Origin of the sequence: Dankookia rubra (assembly GCF_004355005.1) — a bacterium.
Classification (GTDB): domain Bacteria; phylum Pseudomonadota; class Alphaproteobacteria; order Acetobacterales; family Acetobacteraceae; genus Paracraurococcus; species Paracraurococcus ruber_A.
In genome coordinates this window covers 129,904-145,888 of record NZ_SMSJ01000001.1, presented here as the reverse complement: position 1 = coordinate 145,888, position 15,985 = coordinate 129,904, and the positions used below count along the sequence as shown (strand labels likewise).

14 protein-coding genes are annotated in these 15,985 nt (G+C 68.2%); 7 read left to right on the top strand and 7 right to left on the bottom strand.

Annotation, left to right across the window (positions count from 1 at the left end; translation table 11 throughout):
- Nucleotides 1–41 precede the first annotated feature (41 nt).
- Nucleotides 42–1,388, top strand: coding sequence for a ribosome biogenesis GTPase Der (der, locus tag E2C06_RS00660; RefSeq protein ID WP_133286646.1), 1,347 nt, complete (start codon nt 42–44; stop codon nt 1,386–1,388).
- Nucleotides 1,389–1,402: 14 nt separating this feature from the next.
- On the opposite strand, the gene E2C06_RS00655 is transcribed toward der, so the two are convergent.
- On the bottom strand, nt 1,403–2,644 hold the full coding sequence (locus E2C06_RS00655; protein ID WP_133286645.1) for an LLM class flavin-dependent oxidoreductase: 1,242 nt from the start codon (nt 2,642–2,644) through the stop codon (nt 1,403–1,405).
- A gap of 14 nt (nt 2,645–2,658) precedes the next feature.
- Nucleotides 2,659–3,471, bottom strand: coding sequence for an alpha/beta fold hydrolase (locus E2C06_RS00650; RefSeq protein WP_133286644.1), 813 nt, complete (start codon nt 3,469–3,471; stop codon nt 2,659–2,661).
- Between the two features lie 139 nt (nt 3,472–3,610).
- Here E2C06_RS00650 and E2C06_RS00645 point away from each other — a divergent pair, with 139 nt between their 5' ends.
- From E2C06_RS00645 to E2C06_RS00635, 3 genes are all read left to right on the top strand, one after another.
- Nucleotides 3,611–4,804 (top strand): cytochrome P450, encoded by a 1,194-nt coding sequence (locus tag E2C06_RS00645; protein ID WP_133286643.1) that lies wholly within the window; start codon nt 3,611–3,613, stop codon nt 4,802–4,804.
- A 9-nt stretch (nt 4,805–4,813) separates the two neighbouring features.
- Nucleotides 4,814–5,128 (top strand): 2Fe-2S iron-sulfur cluster-binding protein, encoded by a 315-nt coding sequence (locus E2C06_RS00640; protein ID WP_133286642.1) that lies wholly within the window; start codon nt 4,814–4,816, stop codon nt 5,126–5,128.
- 87 nt (nt 5,129–5,215) lie between these two features.
- Complete coding sequence (locus E2C06_RS00635; protein WP_133286641.1) at nt 5,216–6,454, top strand: ABC transporter substrate-binding protein; 1,239 nt, start codon at nt 5,216–5,218, stop codon at nt 6,452–6,454.
- Nucleotides 6,455–6,496: 42 nt separating this feature from the next.
- Here E2C06_RS00635 and mepA read toward each other — a convergent pair whose 3' ends face one another.
- On the bottom strand, nt 6,497–7,240 hold the full coding sequence (mepA, locus tag E2C06_RS00630; protein ID WP_241671045.1) for a penicillin-insensitive murein endopeptidase: 744 nt from the start codon (nt 7,238–7,240) through the stop codon (nt 6,497–6,499).
- An 80-nt stretch (nt 7,241–7,320) separates the two neighbouring features.
- Nucleotides 7,321–7,803 carry a polysaccharide biosynthesis/export family protein gene (locus E2C06_RS00625; protein ID WP_241671044.1) on the bottom strand — a complete coding sequence of 161 codons (483 nt, stop codon included), beginning with the start codon at nt 7,801–7,803 and terminating at the stop codon, nt 7,321–7,323.
- 233 nt (nt 7,804–8,036) lie between these two features.
- On the opposite strand from E2C06_RS00625, the gene E2C06_RS00620 reads away from it, so the two are divergent.
- Entirely contained in the window at nt 8,037–10,412 is a 2,376-nt protein-coding gene (locus tag E2C06_RS00620; RefSeq protein WP_165982129.1) for a GumC family protein, read from the top strand.
- An 8-nt stretch (nt 10,413–10,420) separates the two neighbouring features.
- Complete coding sequence (galE, locus tag E2C06_RS00615) at nt 10,421–11,419, top strand: UDP-glucose 4-epimerase GalE (protein WP_133286637.1); 999 nt, start codon at nt 10,421–10,423, stop codon at nt 11,417–11,419.
- A 37-nt stretch (nt 11,420–11,456) separates the two neighbouring features.
- Here galE and E2C06_RS00610 read toward each other — a convergent pair whose 3' ends face one another.
- The gene (locus E2C06_RS00610) at nt 11,457–12,506 is read right to left on the bottom strand and encodes an acyltransferase family protein (RefSeq protein WP_133286636.1); all 1,050 of its coding nucleotides are present in this window, start codon (nt 12,504–12,506) and stop codon (nt 11,457–11,459) included.
- Entirely contained in the window at nt 12,507–13,907 is a 1,401-nt protein-coding gene (locus E2C06_RS00605; protein WP_165982128.1) for an O-antigen ligase family protein, read from the bottom strand.
- A 72-nt stretch (nt 13,908–13,979) separates the two neighbouring features.
- Here E2C06_RS00605 and E2C06_RS00600 point away from each other — a divergent pair, with 72 nt between their 5' ends.
- Nucleotides 13,980–15,104 (top strand): acyltransferase family protein, encoded by a 1,125-nt coding sequence (locus tag E2C06_RS00600; protein WP_133286634.1) that lies wholly within the window; start codon nt 13,980–13,982, stop codon nt 15,102–15,104.
- On the opposite strand, the gene E2C06_RS00595 is transcribed toward E2C06_RS00600, so the two are convergent.
- Nucleotides 15,074–15,985, bottom strand: a complete 912-nt coding sequence (locus E2C06_RS00595) for a glycoside hydrolase family 5 protein (RefSeq protein ID WP_133286633.1) — start codon at nt 15,983–15,985, stop codon at nt 15,074–15,076. The genes E2C06_RS00600 and E2C06_RS00595 overlap by 31 nt on opposite strands.

Genomic DNA, 15,985 nt, shown 5'->3' with positions numbered 1-15,985 from the left:
TCCAATGGCCCTGGCCGACGGTTTGGGCTATCGGGTGCCGCATGCTCCCCACCATCGCCGTCATCGGCCGGCCGAATGTCGGCAAGTCCACCCTGTTCAACCGGCTTGTCGGGCGGAAGATCGCCATCGTCGACGACCAGCCGGGCGTCACCCGCGACCGCAAGGAAGCTGAAGCGCGGATCGGCGGCCGGGATGTCCGCATCCTGGATACGGCGGGGCTTGAGGAAGCGCCGCCCGAGACCATTCAGGGCCGCATGCGCGCCAGCTCCGAGGCCGCGGTGCGCGAGAGCGACCTGGTGGTCTTCGTGGTCGATGCCAGGGCAGGGCTCACTCCCTCCGACCGCGCCTTCGGCGAATGGCTGCGGCGGCAGACCGTGCCGGTGGTGCTGGTGGCGAACAAGACCGAGGGGAGGCAAGGCGGTTATGCCGCCATGGAGGCCTATGAGCTCGGCCTCGGCGATCCCATCGCGGTATCCGCCGAGCATGGCGACGGCATCGGCGAACTGCATGACGCGATTCGCGAGAACCTGCCGGAAGAGCCGGAGGAGGATGAGCGGGAGGACCCGGACCGGCCGCTCCGCCTCGCCATCATCGGCCGGCCGAATGCGGGCAAATCCACCCTGCTGAACGCCCTGCTGGGCGAGGAGCGGATGATCACCGGGCCGGAGCCCGGGTTGACGCGCGATTCCGTCTCGGTCGAGTGGACCGACCCCAGCGGAGGCAAGGTCCGGCTGGTGGACACCGCCGGCCTGCGCAAGAAGGCGCGGATCGAGAAGGCGCTCGAGAAGATGTCGACCGCCGCCTCGATCGCCGCGTTGAAGGAGTGCGAGGTGGCGATCCTGGTGGTGGATGCGCTGCTGGGGATGGACGAGCAGGACCTGCGCCTCGCCCGGCTGGCCGAGCGGGAGGGCAGGGGCATCGTCCTCGCGTTCAATAAATGGGACGCGGTCGAGGACCGGATAGCGGCGCGGCGCAAGCTGGACGACGTGCTGATGGCCAGCCTGGCGCAGCTGCGCGGCATCACCGTGGTGGCGCTGTCGGCCCAGACCGGGCGCGGCGTCGACAAGCTGATGCCGGCGGTGCGGCAAGCCTATGCACTGTGGAATCGCCGAATCCCGACCGGGGAGCTGAACCGCTGGTTCGAGGCGATGATCGCCAAGCATCCGCCACCACTGGCCGAGGGCCGGCGGATCAAACTGCGCTACGCCACCATGCCGAAGGCCCGCCCGCCGACGGTCGCCGTCTTTGGCACGCGGGCGGAGCAGCTGCCGGAGGACTACCGGCGCTACCTGATGAACGGCTTCCGCGAGGCCTTCGACATGCCCGGCGTGCCGGTGCGGCTGAACCTGCGCGGCACCAGCAACCCCTATGCCGAGGCGGAGGGGTAGCGGCCGCCCACCGGCTATTCGGCCGCCGCTGCCCGCGGCTGCAGGTCGGTGCTGAACTGCAGGCTGACCGGCGTCTCCGCCTCGAAGGGGCTGTTGAGGTCGAGCGCCTTCGCCGTCTCGCGCAGCGCCGGCAGCACTTCCTGGCCCATCAGCCGGATGCAGGTCAGGCTGTCCTGCTGGGACATGAACCCATCATTGGCCCAGAGCGACATGATGCCCGGCCTTGTCTGTTCCATCACCTGGCGCAGCTTGGCAATCACCGTCTCCGGCTTGCCGGCGATGATCATGTTGTTCTGGATCTGCTCCTCGAAGCTCGGCCGGCGGCGCGGGCTGGTGCCGCGGCCGGTCGAGAATTCGACGAAGCCGCGGCGGTTCTCGGGCGAGGAATAGCCGGAGGGCGTCGACCAGACGGGGTGGGCGAGGCCGGTGAACTCGCCCTGCATCCAGGTGAATTGCCGAGCATTCTCGATCGCCCGCTCGTCGGTCTCGGCGACATGCACCTGCTTGAGGTAGCCGTGGTATTCCGGCCCGCCCTTGAAGCCGACTTCCTCGGCGACGCTGTCGTAGAGCTTCCAGATATTGTTGGTCTGCTCGACCGTCGTGTTCAGCGCGATGTAGGGGTAGCGGTGCCGCGCCGCCCAGATCACCGTTTCCTTGCTGATGACGCCCGGGATCCAGATGCGTGGATGCGGCTTCTGCAGCGGCACCGCCCAGGGGTTCACCACGCGGTTGTGGTAGTGATTGCCCTCGAAGCGGAAGGGGCCGGGCAGGGTCCAGGTCTTGACGATGAGGTCGTGCGCCTCCTCGAACCGCTCGCGGTTGTAGGCGGGGTTCACCCCGGTCGCCAATTGCTCCTGCCCGCCGCCGCGGACGAAGCCGGAGACGAGGCGGCCCTTCGAGATCATGTCGATCATCGCCAGCTCCTCGGCGATGCGGACGGGGTTCTCGGACAGGGGCAGCGGGTTGCCGAGGATGACGATCTTCACCCGCTCGGTGATGGCGGCCAGGATGCTGGCGAAGACATTCGCCTTGGCCTGCATGCAGAAGGGCGCGTTGTGGTGCTCGTTCAGCATGATGCCGTCGAAGCCGACCGCCTCGGCCAGCTTGTACTGCTCGATGAACTCGTTGTAGAGGCGCGACCCCGCCACCGGGTCGAAATGGGTGTTCGGGAACATCAGCGCCGTGGCGCCGAATTCGAGCCCCTTGTCGGCGGGGTAGGCGGACATCGGCTGCTCGGTGAAGTACATGATGTGCATGGCGTCGCTCCGGCTCAGCCGCGTTGGGCGAAGGTGGTGACGAGGCGGACCAGCTCCGCCGGCTTCTCCATTTCGACGCAGTGGCCGCAGCCCGCGACCAACTCGATGCGCGCCTTCGGCATGGCCTGCCGCCAGCGTTCCGCGGTGCTCGATGGCACCACGCGGTCCTCGGCGCCCCAGGCGATCAGCGTCGGCGAGCGCACGCCGCCCAGCAGGTGTTGCAGGGTCAGGCTGTGCATGTAGGGCTTCCAGGCGATGCGGAAGTTCATCTCCCGGCAGAGGTCCCATTCGACCAGCTGGTCGGTGCTGGGCTCGGCGCCGTACAGCGCATCGAAGGCCGCCTGGTCATGGAAGCCGGCTCGGGCATAGTCGATATGGCTGACCAGGGCCTGGTCGAGGATGTCGCCCCCTGTCTCCCCTGCGGGCGGCTTGATCCCCATCGGCCCGACCAGCATCACCTGCGCCGGGTCCTCCGGCGCCATGCCCGCCATCTCGGCGGCGATCCAGCCGCCGAAGCCGAGGCCCAGCAACGCCGCGCGCGACAGGCCAAGCTCCGCCAGCAGCCAGCGATAGGTTATCGCCAGGTCGCGCACCGAGCGCATCCAGGCCGGGCGCTCCGACTGGCCGTAGCCGGGATGCTCCGGCAGCAGCAGCTCGAAATGCCGGGCGAGGGCGGCATAGGCTGGCAGCTGGTCCAGCGTGCCGGTATCGTGGTGCAGGATCAGCAACGGCGGGCCCTTGCCGGCGCGGCGCAGGCGAAGCTGCACCCCGGCAATGGGATGCAGGCTTTCCTGCCAGGCGACATGATCCGCCGTTTGGTCTGCCATCGGCCGTTTCCCTCTGGTTTTCCGGAACGCAAGCAGCCCGCCGATACAGGTGTCAATCGGCTGCCGATTGCCTTCCCCGGCGACCCGGGCGAATCTGGCCGGAGGCGCGGCCTCCGGACCCGCCGGGGGAGGCTGACCGATGAGCACGACCGAAGCGCCCGCCTCGGACCTCGACCCTTTCTCGATCGCCTTCTTCGACGACCCCTTCCCCGAGCATGCGCGGCTGCGCGAGGCCGGTCCGGTGGTGCGGCTGCGGCACCTCGGCTGCTGGGGCGTGGCGCGGTGGCAGGAGGTCACGGCGGTCTTCAATGACTGGCCGACCTACGTCTCTTCCCGCGGTGTCGGGCTGCAGGACTTCGCCAGGGAAACGCCCTGGCGCTCCCCCAGCCTCGTGCTGGAACGCGACCCGCCGGAGCATACCCGCGCCCGCGCCGTGCTCGGCCGCGTGCTCTCGCCCGCCGCCATGAAGGGGCTGCGGGAGGATTTCGCCGCCGCGGCCGAGCGGAAGGTCGCGGAACTGCTGGACCGCGGGACCTTCGACGCCATTCCCGACCTGGCCGAGGCCTTCCCGCTCTCGGTCTTCCCCGATGCGCTGGGTGTCCGGCCGGACGGCAGGGAACACCTGCTGCCCTTCGCCGCGGTCACCTTCAACGCCTTCGGCCCGGACAACGACCTGCGCCGGCAGGCCCTGGCCGGGGTCGCCCCGCACCTCGCCTGGGTGATGGAGCAGTGCCGGCGGGAGAACCTGGCGCCCGGCAGCTTCGGCGCGGCGATCCACGCGGCGGCCGACACCGGGGAGCTGACGCCCGAGGAGGCGCCGGTGCTGGTGCGGTCGCTGTTCTCGGCCGGGCTGGACACCACCATCAACGGCATCGGCGCCGCGCTCTGGTGCTTGGCCCGCTTCCCCGGCGAATACGCCAGGCTGCACGCCGACCCGTCGCTGGCCCGCGCGGCCTTCGAGGAGGCGATCCGCTTCGAGAGCCCGGTGCAGACCTTCTTCCGCACCACCTCGCGTCCGACGGAACTCGGCGGCGTGCCGCTGGGGGAGGGCGAGAAGGTGCTGATGTTCCTTGCCGCCGCCAACCGCGACCCGCGCCGCTGGGACCGGCCGGACGCCTACGACATAGCCCGCCGCACCTCTGGCCATGTCGGCTTCGGCGCCGGCATCCATATGTGCGTCGGGCAGTTGCTGGCGCGGCTGGAGGGGGAGGTGCTGCTGGCGGCGCTCGCCCGCCGGGTGCGCGGAATCGAGATCGCCGGCACGCCGGTGCGCCGCTACAACAACACGCTGCGCGGCCTGGCCAGCCTGCCGCTGACCCTGCACGCCGCCTGATGATGACGCATGCCGAGCATCACCTTCATCCACCCCGACGGACGCCGCCAGGAGATCGAAGCCGACGACGGCAGCAGCGTCATGCAGGCAGCGATTGCGGAGGGGCTGGAGGAGATCCTCGCGGAGTGCGGTGGCAACTGCATGTGCGCCACCTGCCATGTCTATGTCATCGAGGACTCCGCCGGCGCGCTGCCGCCGCCGACCCAGGACGAGGATGCCCTGCTGGACGGGACCGCGGCGGAGCGGCGGCCGAACAGCCGGCTAAGCTGCCAGCTGCCGGCAAGCGAGGGCCTGGTGCTGGAACTGCCGGAGCGGCAGACCTGACGTCCGCGAACCGGTTTATTCCACCACGCAGTTCGCCTAGGCTTCCCGCCGATGCCGCGCCGAAGCGGTCCGGGAGGGTAGTCCAACATGCAGATCACGAGGCGGGCGGCGCTGGGCGCGGCCATGGCGACGGCAACCGGCATCGGCGGCGCACGCGCCCAAGGGAGTCCGGCCGTGCAGACCATCCGCATCGGTGTGCTGAGCGACATGTCCGGCCCCTATCGCGACATCAGCGGCCCGAACTGCGTCGTCACCGCCCGCCAAGCCGTGCAGGATTTCGGCGCCGCGGCCCGCGGCATCGCGGTCGAGATTATCCAGGCCGACCACCAGAACAAGGCGGATGTCGGGGTCAACATCGCCCGCCAGTGGTTCGACCAGGGAATCGATGCCATCCTCGAGGTGAACAATAGCGCCATTGCCCTGGCCGTCACCAAGCTGGCGCAGGAGAAGAACAAGGTCCACCTGAACAGCGGCGGCGCCTCCTCCGACCTCACCGGCCCCGGCTGCGGGCCGAACATGGTGCACTGGACCACCGATGCCTGGGCCAATGCGCAGAGCACCGCCGGGGCGCTGTCGAAGGCCGGGGCGAAGCGCTGGTACTGCATCACCGCCGATTATGCCTTCGGTCATTCGGTGCAGCGGGAGGTGACGCGTGTGGTCCAGGCGGCCGGTGGCCAGGTGGTCGGCAGCAGCGTCTATCCCTTCCCGCAGACCACCGATTTCTCCTCCTTCCTGGTCACCGCCGCCTCGCTGAAGCCGGACGTCATTGCGCTCTGCAATGCCGGCACGGACATGATCAACTGCGTGAAGCAGGGGCAGGAATTTGGGCTTGCCGGGCGGAAGATCCGGGTTGCGGCGATGGTCGGCTTCCTCAGCGACGTCTATGCGATGGGCCTGCCCACGGCACAGGGCCTGGCCCTGACAGAGAGCTACTATTGGGACTTGAACGACCGCAGCCGCGCCTTCGCCGACCGGCTGAAAGGCAAGATGATCGGCAACCGCATGGTCACGAGCGTGCAGGGGCAGGCCTATTCCTGCACACTGCATTACCTGAAGGCGGTGGAGGCCGTGGGGGTTGCTCGCGCCAAAACCTCGGGGCTCGAGGTGGTGCAGACCATGAAGCGGCTGCCGACCGATGACGACGTGCACGGCGCCGGCGTGGTGCGAGAGGACGGGAGGAAGATCCATCCGACCTACCTTATGGAAGCGAAGCGGCCCAGCGAGAGCCGCGGCGAGTGGGACCTGCTGAAGCTGGTTGCCACCACGCCGGCGGACCAGGCCTTCCGCCCCGTCGCCGATGGCGGGTGCCCCTTCCTGAAAACCTGAATGCGAGCCGGGAGGACGCCGCCCGGCCCGGAATTCCGCGGCTCAACGCGCCTCAAGCACAGTCCGGCAAGCGACGGGAAGCGGAGGCGGCGGCCCTGGAGCGCGCTGCGCCGGGTGGCGGGCCTCGGCGGTAAGCCACCAGTCGAGTGAGCTGTCGCAACCATCGCCGGCTGGCGGCGGCGGCTGGTCGTGGCAGTCGGGCTGATCAGTGGGGCAACGCAGGCGAATATGCATGTGGCTATCGTGGCCGCGCCAGGGCCGGACGTGGCGCAGCCAGGCGGCGCCGGCATCGGTCCGGCACAACTGCCGCTTGATGGCATGATGAACGAAGATCCGGTCAACGCCTGGCAGTTCCGCCGCCAGCCGGATCAATGCCGCGTGGCGCGGAGTCCAGCGCGCTGGAGCGACGTCACTTTCGTCCGGCAGAACCAGGGATGGAACGACAACCTCCTCCCGTGCTGCGACGGTTAGGGACGGCTTCGGTGAAAGCTCCAGCCAGACGTCGGCATCCAGCCCTACCTGGTGGCTGGAATGGCCATAAGGCATCGGTCCGCCGCGCGGCTGCCCGAGATCACCGATCCACAGCGCCGGGAAGCCCTGTGCTTTGGCCCGTGCGGCAAGATCCCGCAGTGTGCCAACCAGCATCGGGTGTCCCCAGTTGCGGTTGCGGGAGAGCCGCACCGCCTGCCAGCCCGGCCCGTCGGGCGGCAGCGCAACCGCCCCGGCAATGCAGCCGAGGCCCGTCCGGCCGAAAACTCGCGCCGGGCCGGCGGTGGGTTTCGCCACCGTGGCCCAGGCCGCCCACTCCGCTCTCGTGCCACTCGCCGGAGCGAAAGCCAAGAGGACGGCGAGGGCGACCGCGCGGCTCAGAAGCGCCGCTCGAAGATGGTGACGACGTCGCCTGGCTGCACGAGCGCTTCGCGCCCCGCACGGTATTCCACCGGACGGCCTTCGGGGCCAATGCGGGTGACCGAGACATAATCGCGGATGGCGCGATAGTTGAAGCCGCCGGCGACGGCCACGGCAGTGAGCGTCGTCATGCCGGGTTGGTAAGGGAACTGACCCGGCCGTTCTGCCATGCCGAGCACAAAGATCGGCCGGTAGCCGGTGACCTGCACAGCGACGCTCGGGTCGCGGAACAGGCTCTTCGACTTCATTTCCTGCTCGATCGCCCGCTCGACCTCACCAGTCGTGCGACCCGCGGCCTGCACGGCACCGACCAGCGGGAGTGCGATCGAGCCGGCATCGGAAACCCGGAAATCACCCGTGAGTCGCGGGTCATTGAACACAGTAACGCGCACTTGATCATCGGGGCCGAGTCGATAGGCAGCTGCGGTTGCATCGGGCAAGGGCGGCAGGCTGCTCCCAGGCCCACTGCAAGCAGCGGCGGCGAATACGGGGAGCGTCCACAACAGGCGGCGTCCAATCATCGTAAGGCTTTCCTTCCCAGCTCTCGCAGATCGCGCGGACTCGACACCGCATGCACCGGTATCGCGCGATCTTCCCACGCGACCTCTCTGCCAGAGCGCAAGCCGGGAGCACATTCGCGTTTCCTTGCGCAGGTGGTTCATCACGCCGTTGTTTGCGCCGCACCACGATGTTCGCCAGCCCGTTGATTGACCCACTGAGTAGCCGACGCGTATTGCCATTCGCCTGTACAGTGCTGGCGCAAAGGGAAGACGCAACCCTCATGCTTGACAGACCGGTTGAGTCCAGGCCACCCGCCGACAAGCGGCCTACACTTCGCACCCCCGTCCCCGTCGCCGCACCGATCGAGCCCGAGGGCATGACGGTCACGGCGCTGATCGCGGCGCTACGCCGGCGGCGTTGGGTCTTGATTCTCTGTGCCTTGCTATTCCCGATCGCGGCCTGGGTCGCGGCGAAGCAGCTGACGCCGCGGTACACCGCGAGCACGACAGTGATGTTCGAGCCGACGGATTACGCCGCGCGCGAGCTGCAGAGCATCCTGCGCGACGAGACCACCACGGACGCGGTGCTCGCCAGCCAGGTGGAGGTCATCCGAAGCCTCTCCGTGGCGCGGCGGATCGTCCGGCAGTTCGACCTGACGAACAATGACGAATTCTTCTGGTGGGCAGGCGAGGCGAAGCGGGTCGAAACCCCGCTGTATCGCTGGAGTGATGCGCTCGCACGAAGGCTGAACAGCATCTCGCCGAGCCTCGCCGTGCTGGTTGCGCCCGAGCCGCCGGCCGCGCGCCCGCCCGAGGAGCGTGCCGAGATCGCCGCGGCGGAAGCGGTCCGTGATCGGTTGCAGGTGGCGGTGGTGCGCAACTCGCGCGTGCTGACCGTCAGCTTCACCTCGGAGAATCCGCGCCTGGCGATGGAGGCGGCGAACCTCGCCTCCGAGCTTTATATTTCCGACCAGCTTGAGACCAAGTTCAACGCCGTCCGCCGCGCGAACGACTGGCTCGACGGCCGTGTCGGCCAGCTGCGGCAGGAGCTGGGCCAGACCGAGGCGCGCATTGCCGAGCTTCGCACCAGCTCCGGCCTAACCCGCGGCGTGAGCGCGGCGCTGTCGACCGAGCAGGTCAGCAAGATCAACTCCGATCTGGTCGATTCGCGGAATATCCTCGCGATGGCCGAGGCGCGGCTGGCCGCGGCACGAAGCGGCGGCGGCGGGGCCGACATGACGGCGCTCGGCGCCTCCAACCTCGTGCAGCAACGCGCTCAACGCGACACTGCGCGGGCAGACCTGGAGCGGCTTTCGGCAACTCTCGGTGCCAACCATCCGGATGTCCGCGCGGCCCGTTCGCGGCTGCAGGACATCGACCGTGCCGTTGGCTCTGAGACCGGCCGCGTGGTCCAGGCGCTCGATGCCGCGGTACGCGAGGCAAGGGCCCGGGTGCGGAGCCTTGAGGACTCGCTGCGCTCGCAGGAAGCCCGAGTGAACCAGAGCCAGACCGCCGAGATCCAGGTAGCGGCGCTGGAGCGTGAAGCGGAGGCAAGCCGCACCTTGCTGCGGGCCGTCCTTGAACGTTCGCAGCAGACCGTATCGCAAACCGCGATCGAGAAGCCGGATGCCCGCATCCTCTCGCCCGCGACCATGCCCGGCACGCCGAGCTTCCCGAAGACCATGCTGATGGTGATCGCGGCAACGGTACTGGGCGTGGTCTTTGGCCTGCTCGTGATCTGGTTCCTCGAACAGTCGGACAGCACGCTGCGCTCCGGCGAGGAAATCCGCGCCGGGCTCGGCCTGCCTTGCCTGGCGCTGGTGCCGATGCTGCGCCGGGGCCTACTGGGCCGGCACCGGGTGGAGGACTACGTGGTCCGCAAGCCCCTGAGCCCATTCGCCGAGAGCATGCGCACGCTTCGCGCCGCACTCTGGCTCGGCTCTGAGCCGCCGCGCGTGGTCGTCATCACCGCGGCGCGGCCGGGCGAGGGCAAGACCACCACCTCGGTCGCACTCGCCCGCTCGGCCGCGATGAACGGGGAACGCGTGCTGCTGATCGACTGCGACGTGCGGCAACCCTCGCTCGGCCGGGTTTTCCGTTGCGAAGGCGCGCCGGGTGTCACGGACCTGCTGCTCGGTCAGGCGGTGCTGGAGCGGATCATCCGCCGCGACCACCTCTCCAGCCTCGACTACATCCCTGCCGGCGCGGCGGAAATCCACTCGCTGGGTCTCTTCATGTCGGAAGCCATGGCAGGGCTGCTTGATCGGGTTAGGCGTGATTATGACTTGATCGTATTGGATGCGCCGCCGGCGCTTGCCATGGCGGATGCGCGGGTTGTGGCGCGACTGGCGGATGCAACCTTGCTTTGTGTCCGCTGGCGCGATACCCCGCGTTCAGTCGTGCGCAACTCTCTCGGGCTACTCGAAGAAGCGCATGCCCGAGTGGTTGGCGCGGCGCTCACGCAGGTGGATGCCAAGGTGCATGGCCGGTCCGGCTATGCGGATGCCGAGGTCTATCACCCGCGCTATGGTGGCTATTTCAGGGAATAGGGGTTCGCATGGACGGACGGCGTTTCCTCGTCACTGGCGGGGCCGGCTATGTCGGTAGCCATCTCGTTCGAACCCTGGCGCAGCGTGGTGCGGAGGTCGTCGTAGTCGACGACCTCCGTCAGGGTCATCGGGCCGCTGTCCCGGACGGCGTCGAGCTGGTCCGCGCCGAGGTCGGCGACCGCCGGCGCATGGCGGAGGTATTTGCTGCCTGGAAGTTCGAAGCCGTTTTCCACTTTGCCGCGCTGTCGCTGGTCGGCGATAGCATGCGCGATCCGCTGCGCTACTGCACCGATAACCTGTCGAATAGCCTGATCGTAGCAGATGCCGCGGTGAAGGCAGGCTGCCTTAAGTTCATCCTTTCCTCTACCGCGGCGCTATTCGGGTTTCCAAAGCGAATTCCGATCGATGAGGAGGCGGAGGTCGCCCCGGTGTCCGCCTATGGCGAGAGCAAGCTGATGGTCGAGCGCGGCTTGGCTTGGGCCGACCAGGTGCATGGTCTCCGCAACGCCAGCCTGCGTTACTTCAATGCCGCCGGCGCGGATCCGAGCGGCACAATCGGTGAGGACCACGACCCGGAGACGCATGTGGTGCCGCTGGCGATCTGCGCCGCGCTCGGGACCCGGCCGCCGCTGACCGTCTTTGGTACCGATTACCCGACGCCGGACGGCACTTGCATCCGCGACTACGTGCATGTGCTGGACCTAGCAGATGCCCATATCCGGGTACTGGAACGGCTGACGCAGGCAAGCTGCCGCTACAATATCGGCAACGGCACCGGCTATTCGGTGCGAGAGGTCATTGATGCCGTGGAGCGGATCGGCGGCCGGCCCGTCCCGCACATCCTCGGGCCCCGGCGACCGGGCGATCCGGCGGTGCTGGTCGCCTCCTCTGCCAAGTTGCGTGAGGAAACCGGCTGGACCCCGCGCTACGGCGCGCTGGACGACATTGTCCGCACCGCCTGGAACTGGCATGCGAACCACCCGAAGGGCTTCGACGACCGCAGCTGAGGCCTCGGGGCAGATTGCCCGATGTTCGCCAGGGCGTTCAATCGGTCAGGCGGTCCAGCAGGGGCGCCCGGCGTAGCACCAGCTGCTTGACCAGCAGCGGCAGGAACACCCCTGCCACCATGGCCGTGGCCAGATGTAGCGGGAAATTCGCTGCCGTGTAGGCGATCCCAAGACGGATCAGTCCCGCCTTTGCCGCTCCGATCGCCAAGGTATTGAACAGGTAGATCACCATTGCATAGCGCCCGAGCGTCACCGGCCAGCCCAGCCGTGAGAGCGGTGGTCGGCGGATCAGACCGTGCAGCGCCGGGATGCAGAGCAGGCCACAAAGCACCAGCGACCAGCGATCGTTGATGTACCAGGGCAGATCGACCCAGACCGACATCGACGCGACCAGAGCAAGGCCGAACAGCAGCCACCACAGACCTTGCCGGCGGTCCATCAACGGCAAGAGCCTATTCTGCCGTTCCGCTACCCAGGCGCCCGCGGCGAAGAACAGAAAGAAACGCGCGAAGCGGTCCAGATAGGCCACTGGCGGCACGTCGACGAATTGCAGGGCCAAGCCCAGCAGCACCAGCCCGGTTGTGCCGATGCCTGAGCGCAACAATACCATCGCCGCCAGCGTGCAGAGGAACAGGACAAGCAGGTACCAGACCGAGGTCGCGGGACTATGTGACGTGTCCCACAGCAGGTCCACCAGCCCGCCCCAAAGGCCGTCGGGTGGATTGTCGACCACCAGCGCCTGCATCGCCACCAACTTGGCGCCGAGGATCAGCAGGCCGATCCCGAAGAAGGGCAGGAGCAGCCGCTCCGCCCGCCGCAGCACCAGGCGGGGCCAAGCGGCGCTTTGCGCCCTCAGCACGCCGCTGAGCACCGCGACGGTGCCGCTCAGGTACAAAAAGAAAGGCATGTGGAAGCGATACAGCGCGTAGCGCAGTGGTTCGTACCAGCCGCTGCCCTCAGGCGGGGTATTTGCCACCAAGTGCCCGGCGACGACCAACAGGATCGCGTAGCCCTTGGCCCGGTCCAGGTCGAGCCGGCGTTCCCGAGGCGGCCGTGCGGCGCCCGCCGCCGGCACTGCATCCGGCATTCAGCCGAGGCCCCTGGCCTGGCGGGCGAGGGCGGCGGACATCGCGCCTTCCTCAGCCCCAGCCTCCTGCCGGCCATGGCGGGACCGGCGCGGCGCCATCTCCCGCGCATCGACCTTGGCGCGCGCCATGGCGGCGTAGAAGAAGCTGAACTGCATCAGGGCCGTGCTGGCGATTAGCGTATTGTCGAACCCGCTGTGTAGCAGTGCAGCCAGCAACCCGGCCCGCAGCACCAGCCGGTCCGCCGGCGGCGCCTTCTTCGCACCGGACCAGATCCAGAGAATGATCGACAGGAAGATCGCCGCGCAGCCGATGATCCCGGCATCGACCGAGAGCCGCAAGTACTCGTTATGGGCGGCATTGCTGCCGAGCAGACGGATGGTCGGATCCTCGGGGTTGACGATCAGCTTGCCGGCGCCGAGGCCGAAGCCAAAGAGCGGCCGCGCCTCGATCGCCTCGATGAAGTAGGGCCAGATGATGTCGCGGCCCGACATGTTGTCGGACATGCCGGCGATGCGGTCGAAGGCGAAGTATATCGCGGGGCCGAGTGCGAGCAGGCCGGGGATCATGCCGCCCATCGCCAGGTCGACCTTGCGCTGCAACGGGAAGATCTGTCGGTTGGAGAACAGAAAGACGATGCCGAGGAAGACACCCACCGCGATGAGCGGGGCGCGCGCCTGCGTCAGCAGCAGGATGGCGAGGTCGAGCCCGCCGATAATCAGCCATTGAAGCTTGAAGCCGCGCAGATATTCCAGCGTTGCGGCGAAGATGGCCGTGACGCAGAATCCGCCGAGGAAGGGCGGCGTATGGAGCCCCTGGAACCGGCCGCCGATATCGAACCAGGGCCAAATTCCGGCGACCGTGGTCAGCACGCTGGCCAGGGCGCTGATGATCGGCACCACCGCCGCGCCGCGGATCACCATCGTCCAGACCCGCCGCGGCGCCAGCGCGAACCCGAGCGCGAAGGGCGCAGTCGAGCCAATGAAGCTCCGGACCATGTCGGCGTTGGTGGCGATCCTGCCCATCGGCAGGATTGCGATGCTGAGCCCGGCAATGGCGATGAAGGTGAGGAACGGCCAGTTGATGTCGGTGGCCGGCCCATATCGCAGCAACAAGGCGCCGGCGAGCGCGAAGGGCACCGTCTTTACCAGTGCGGCGCCGAGCGAGCCGCCGACCCCAGCCGCCATCGAGGTCTGGATGTCGAGACCGAGGCCGCAACAGAGCACCAGCACCAGGACCAGCGCACGAGGAAATTGGTAGAAGGCCAGGGCCGCGAGCCCTAGCACCATCAGCGGGACGAGCTGGAGCATGCGCTCCGGCATCGCGACAGCGCCGATCAGGATGAAGGCGGCGCCGAGCAGGGCCATGAGGCGCTGCGTCGCGGGCGAGAGGGCGATGTTCATGCAACGGTGTTGTCCCATGCGGTCGGGGGACAGGCCAAATCAGGGTTGTGTCAGGTGAGGAACCTCGGGGTGATGCAGGCGACGGGTTCGGGGCAGCGGCATGCGGGGCTCACGCGGCTGCGCTTTTTCCTGATTGGCTGGGTGATCGTGTATCACCTCAACCTGCCGCTGCATGTGACCGATACCTGGACCTGGCTCGCGCCGGTGGTCTGGCGCGGCTACCTGGGCGTCGACGGCTTTTTCCTGCTCTCGGGTTTCGCGCTTTGGCTTGGCTACGGCACGCGCCCGCCGAGCGGGGTCGCCGGTATAAGCCGTTTCCTGCTGCGCCGGGTGGCGAAGATCTGGCCACTGCATGCGTTGGCGCTGCTGGCGCTTGCGCTCTTGGTCGGGTTGGCCATGACGTTCGGTGTAGCAATCCGCGCGCCGGAACGATTTGGCCTGCGCGACTTCGTCCTTCAATTCTTCCTTGTGCATGGTTGGGAAACGACAGACCGGTTCACCTGGAACTACCCGTCCTGGGCACTCTCGGTCGAGTGGGCGGGCTACCTGGCTTTCCCGTTGCTTTTGGTGGCCCTGCTGCGGCTGCCGCGGGCGGTGGTGCCGCTGGTCCCGGTGCTGGGCTTGGCCGGCCTTACCTGGCTGAGCCTGTTCGGTCCGATCGGCGGGTTGAATTACACGCTGACCTACGGGCTGGTGCGCTTCGGCCTCGAGTTCCTGCTTGGCCTCGGGCTCGGGCGGCTAGCGACGGAGGGCCGGCTTCCGCGAGCCTTGCCCTGGCTGGCCATGGCCGGCCTGCCGCTGGGCCTCTGGCTGCGGGAAGATGCGCTGACGGTCCTCGGCTTGGCCGGTGCAATGATTGGTATCTGGCAGTCGGAGCTGAGCGAGCCACGGCCTGACAGCCTCCCGCCGGCCCGGCCGGACCTGTTGCTCCGGCTTGGGGAAGCATCCTTCGGCATCTACCTAAGCTGGGTCTTCGTCGAGGCTGCCGTGGTCGGCCTGCTGCGCCTGGCCGACCCCGGCTTCGGCGGTCGGGTGGCCCTGATGGCAGCCGGCTTCGCCGCGACGCTCGCGGTCGGCTGGTGCGCCTGGCGATGGGTGGAGGTACCGGCGCATCGCTGGATCCTGGCTTGGGCCAATCGGCGGCAGCCGGCGGCGCTCGTTGCGCCTCAGCCCAGCAGTGCCCGCACCTCGGGGTAGGGGGATGGCCCGTCGCCCTGTTGCATGCGGTACCAGCTGCCGTGGCTATAGGACCACAGCGTCACGGGCAGGCCGAGGCTGCGGAGTGCCGGCAGACCTTCCTGCAGGTCCTGTGTCCAAGCGGCGCGGTTGGTCTGGTTTCGGCCTGAGCCATTGTATTCGGTGACCACCACGGGGATCCCGTGCCGGTCCCGCCAGGTTGCTGCGGCGGCGAAGCGCTTCCGGACCTCGGCGCTCCGACCGCCTGCATAATCGTGCACCTCCGCAATGGTCCAGGGATCGGCCGGCGGTGCGATCTCGAGCAGGGAGCGCAGACTGTTCCATTCCCGCCCGCCCCATACGAGCAGGTGGCGCGGCGCGGCATCGCGCAGGGTAGCCAGCATCCGGTTACGGATCGGCAGCCATGCGGCCGTGGTCTCGAAGGCCGGCTCGTTCAGCGGAGCCAGGGCCACCATATCCGGGTCGGTGCGGCTGCCGAAAAAGCGAGCGCGGGACGCCAGCCGGTCCCATTCCTGGACCGCCGGCGTGTCCTGCTGGATGATGTCGTTGAGGCCGAAGAGCACCGGCAGCCCGGCTGCATTGGCATCTTCGATCGCCTGTCGGAACAGCTCCATCAGCTCGCTGCCACCGCCGCCGCCAGGGACAAACATCCGCACATGGTCGAAGCCGACGGCGCGGAAATCCCGCCACCAGTCGCGGCCGAGCCGGCGGGGATGGTTGTCGCGGGCAACCGGAAACCAGCGCTCAAGATTGGCACCGCAACGCAGGCGCGACAGCCGGGTGCGGAGATCGCCTGGCTGTGCTGCGGCCGGCCCGGCAGCCAGCAGGGATGCCGCTAGGAAGTAGCGGCGGGGAAAGTGCGGCGCGACGTCCAGCGCCAC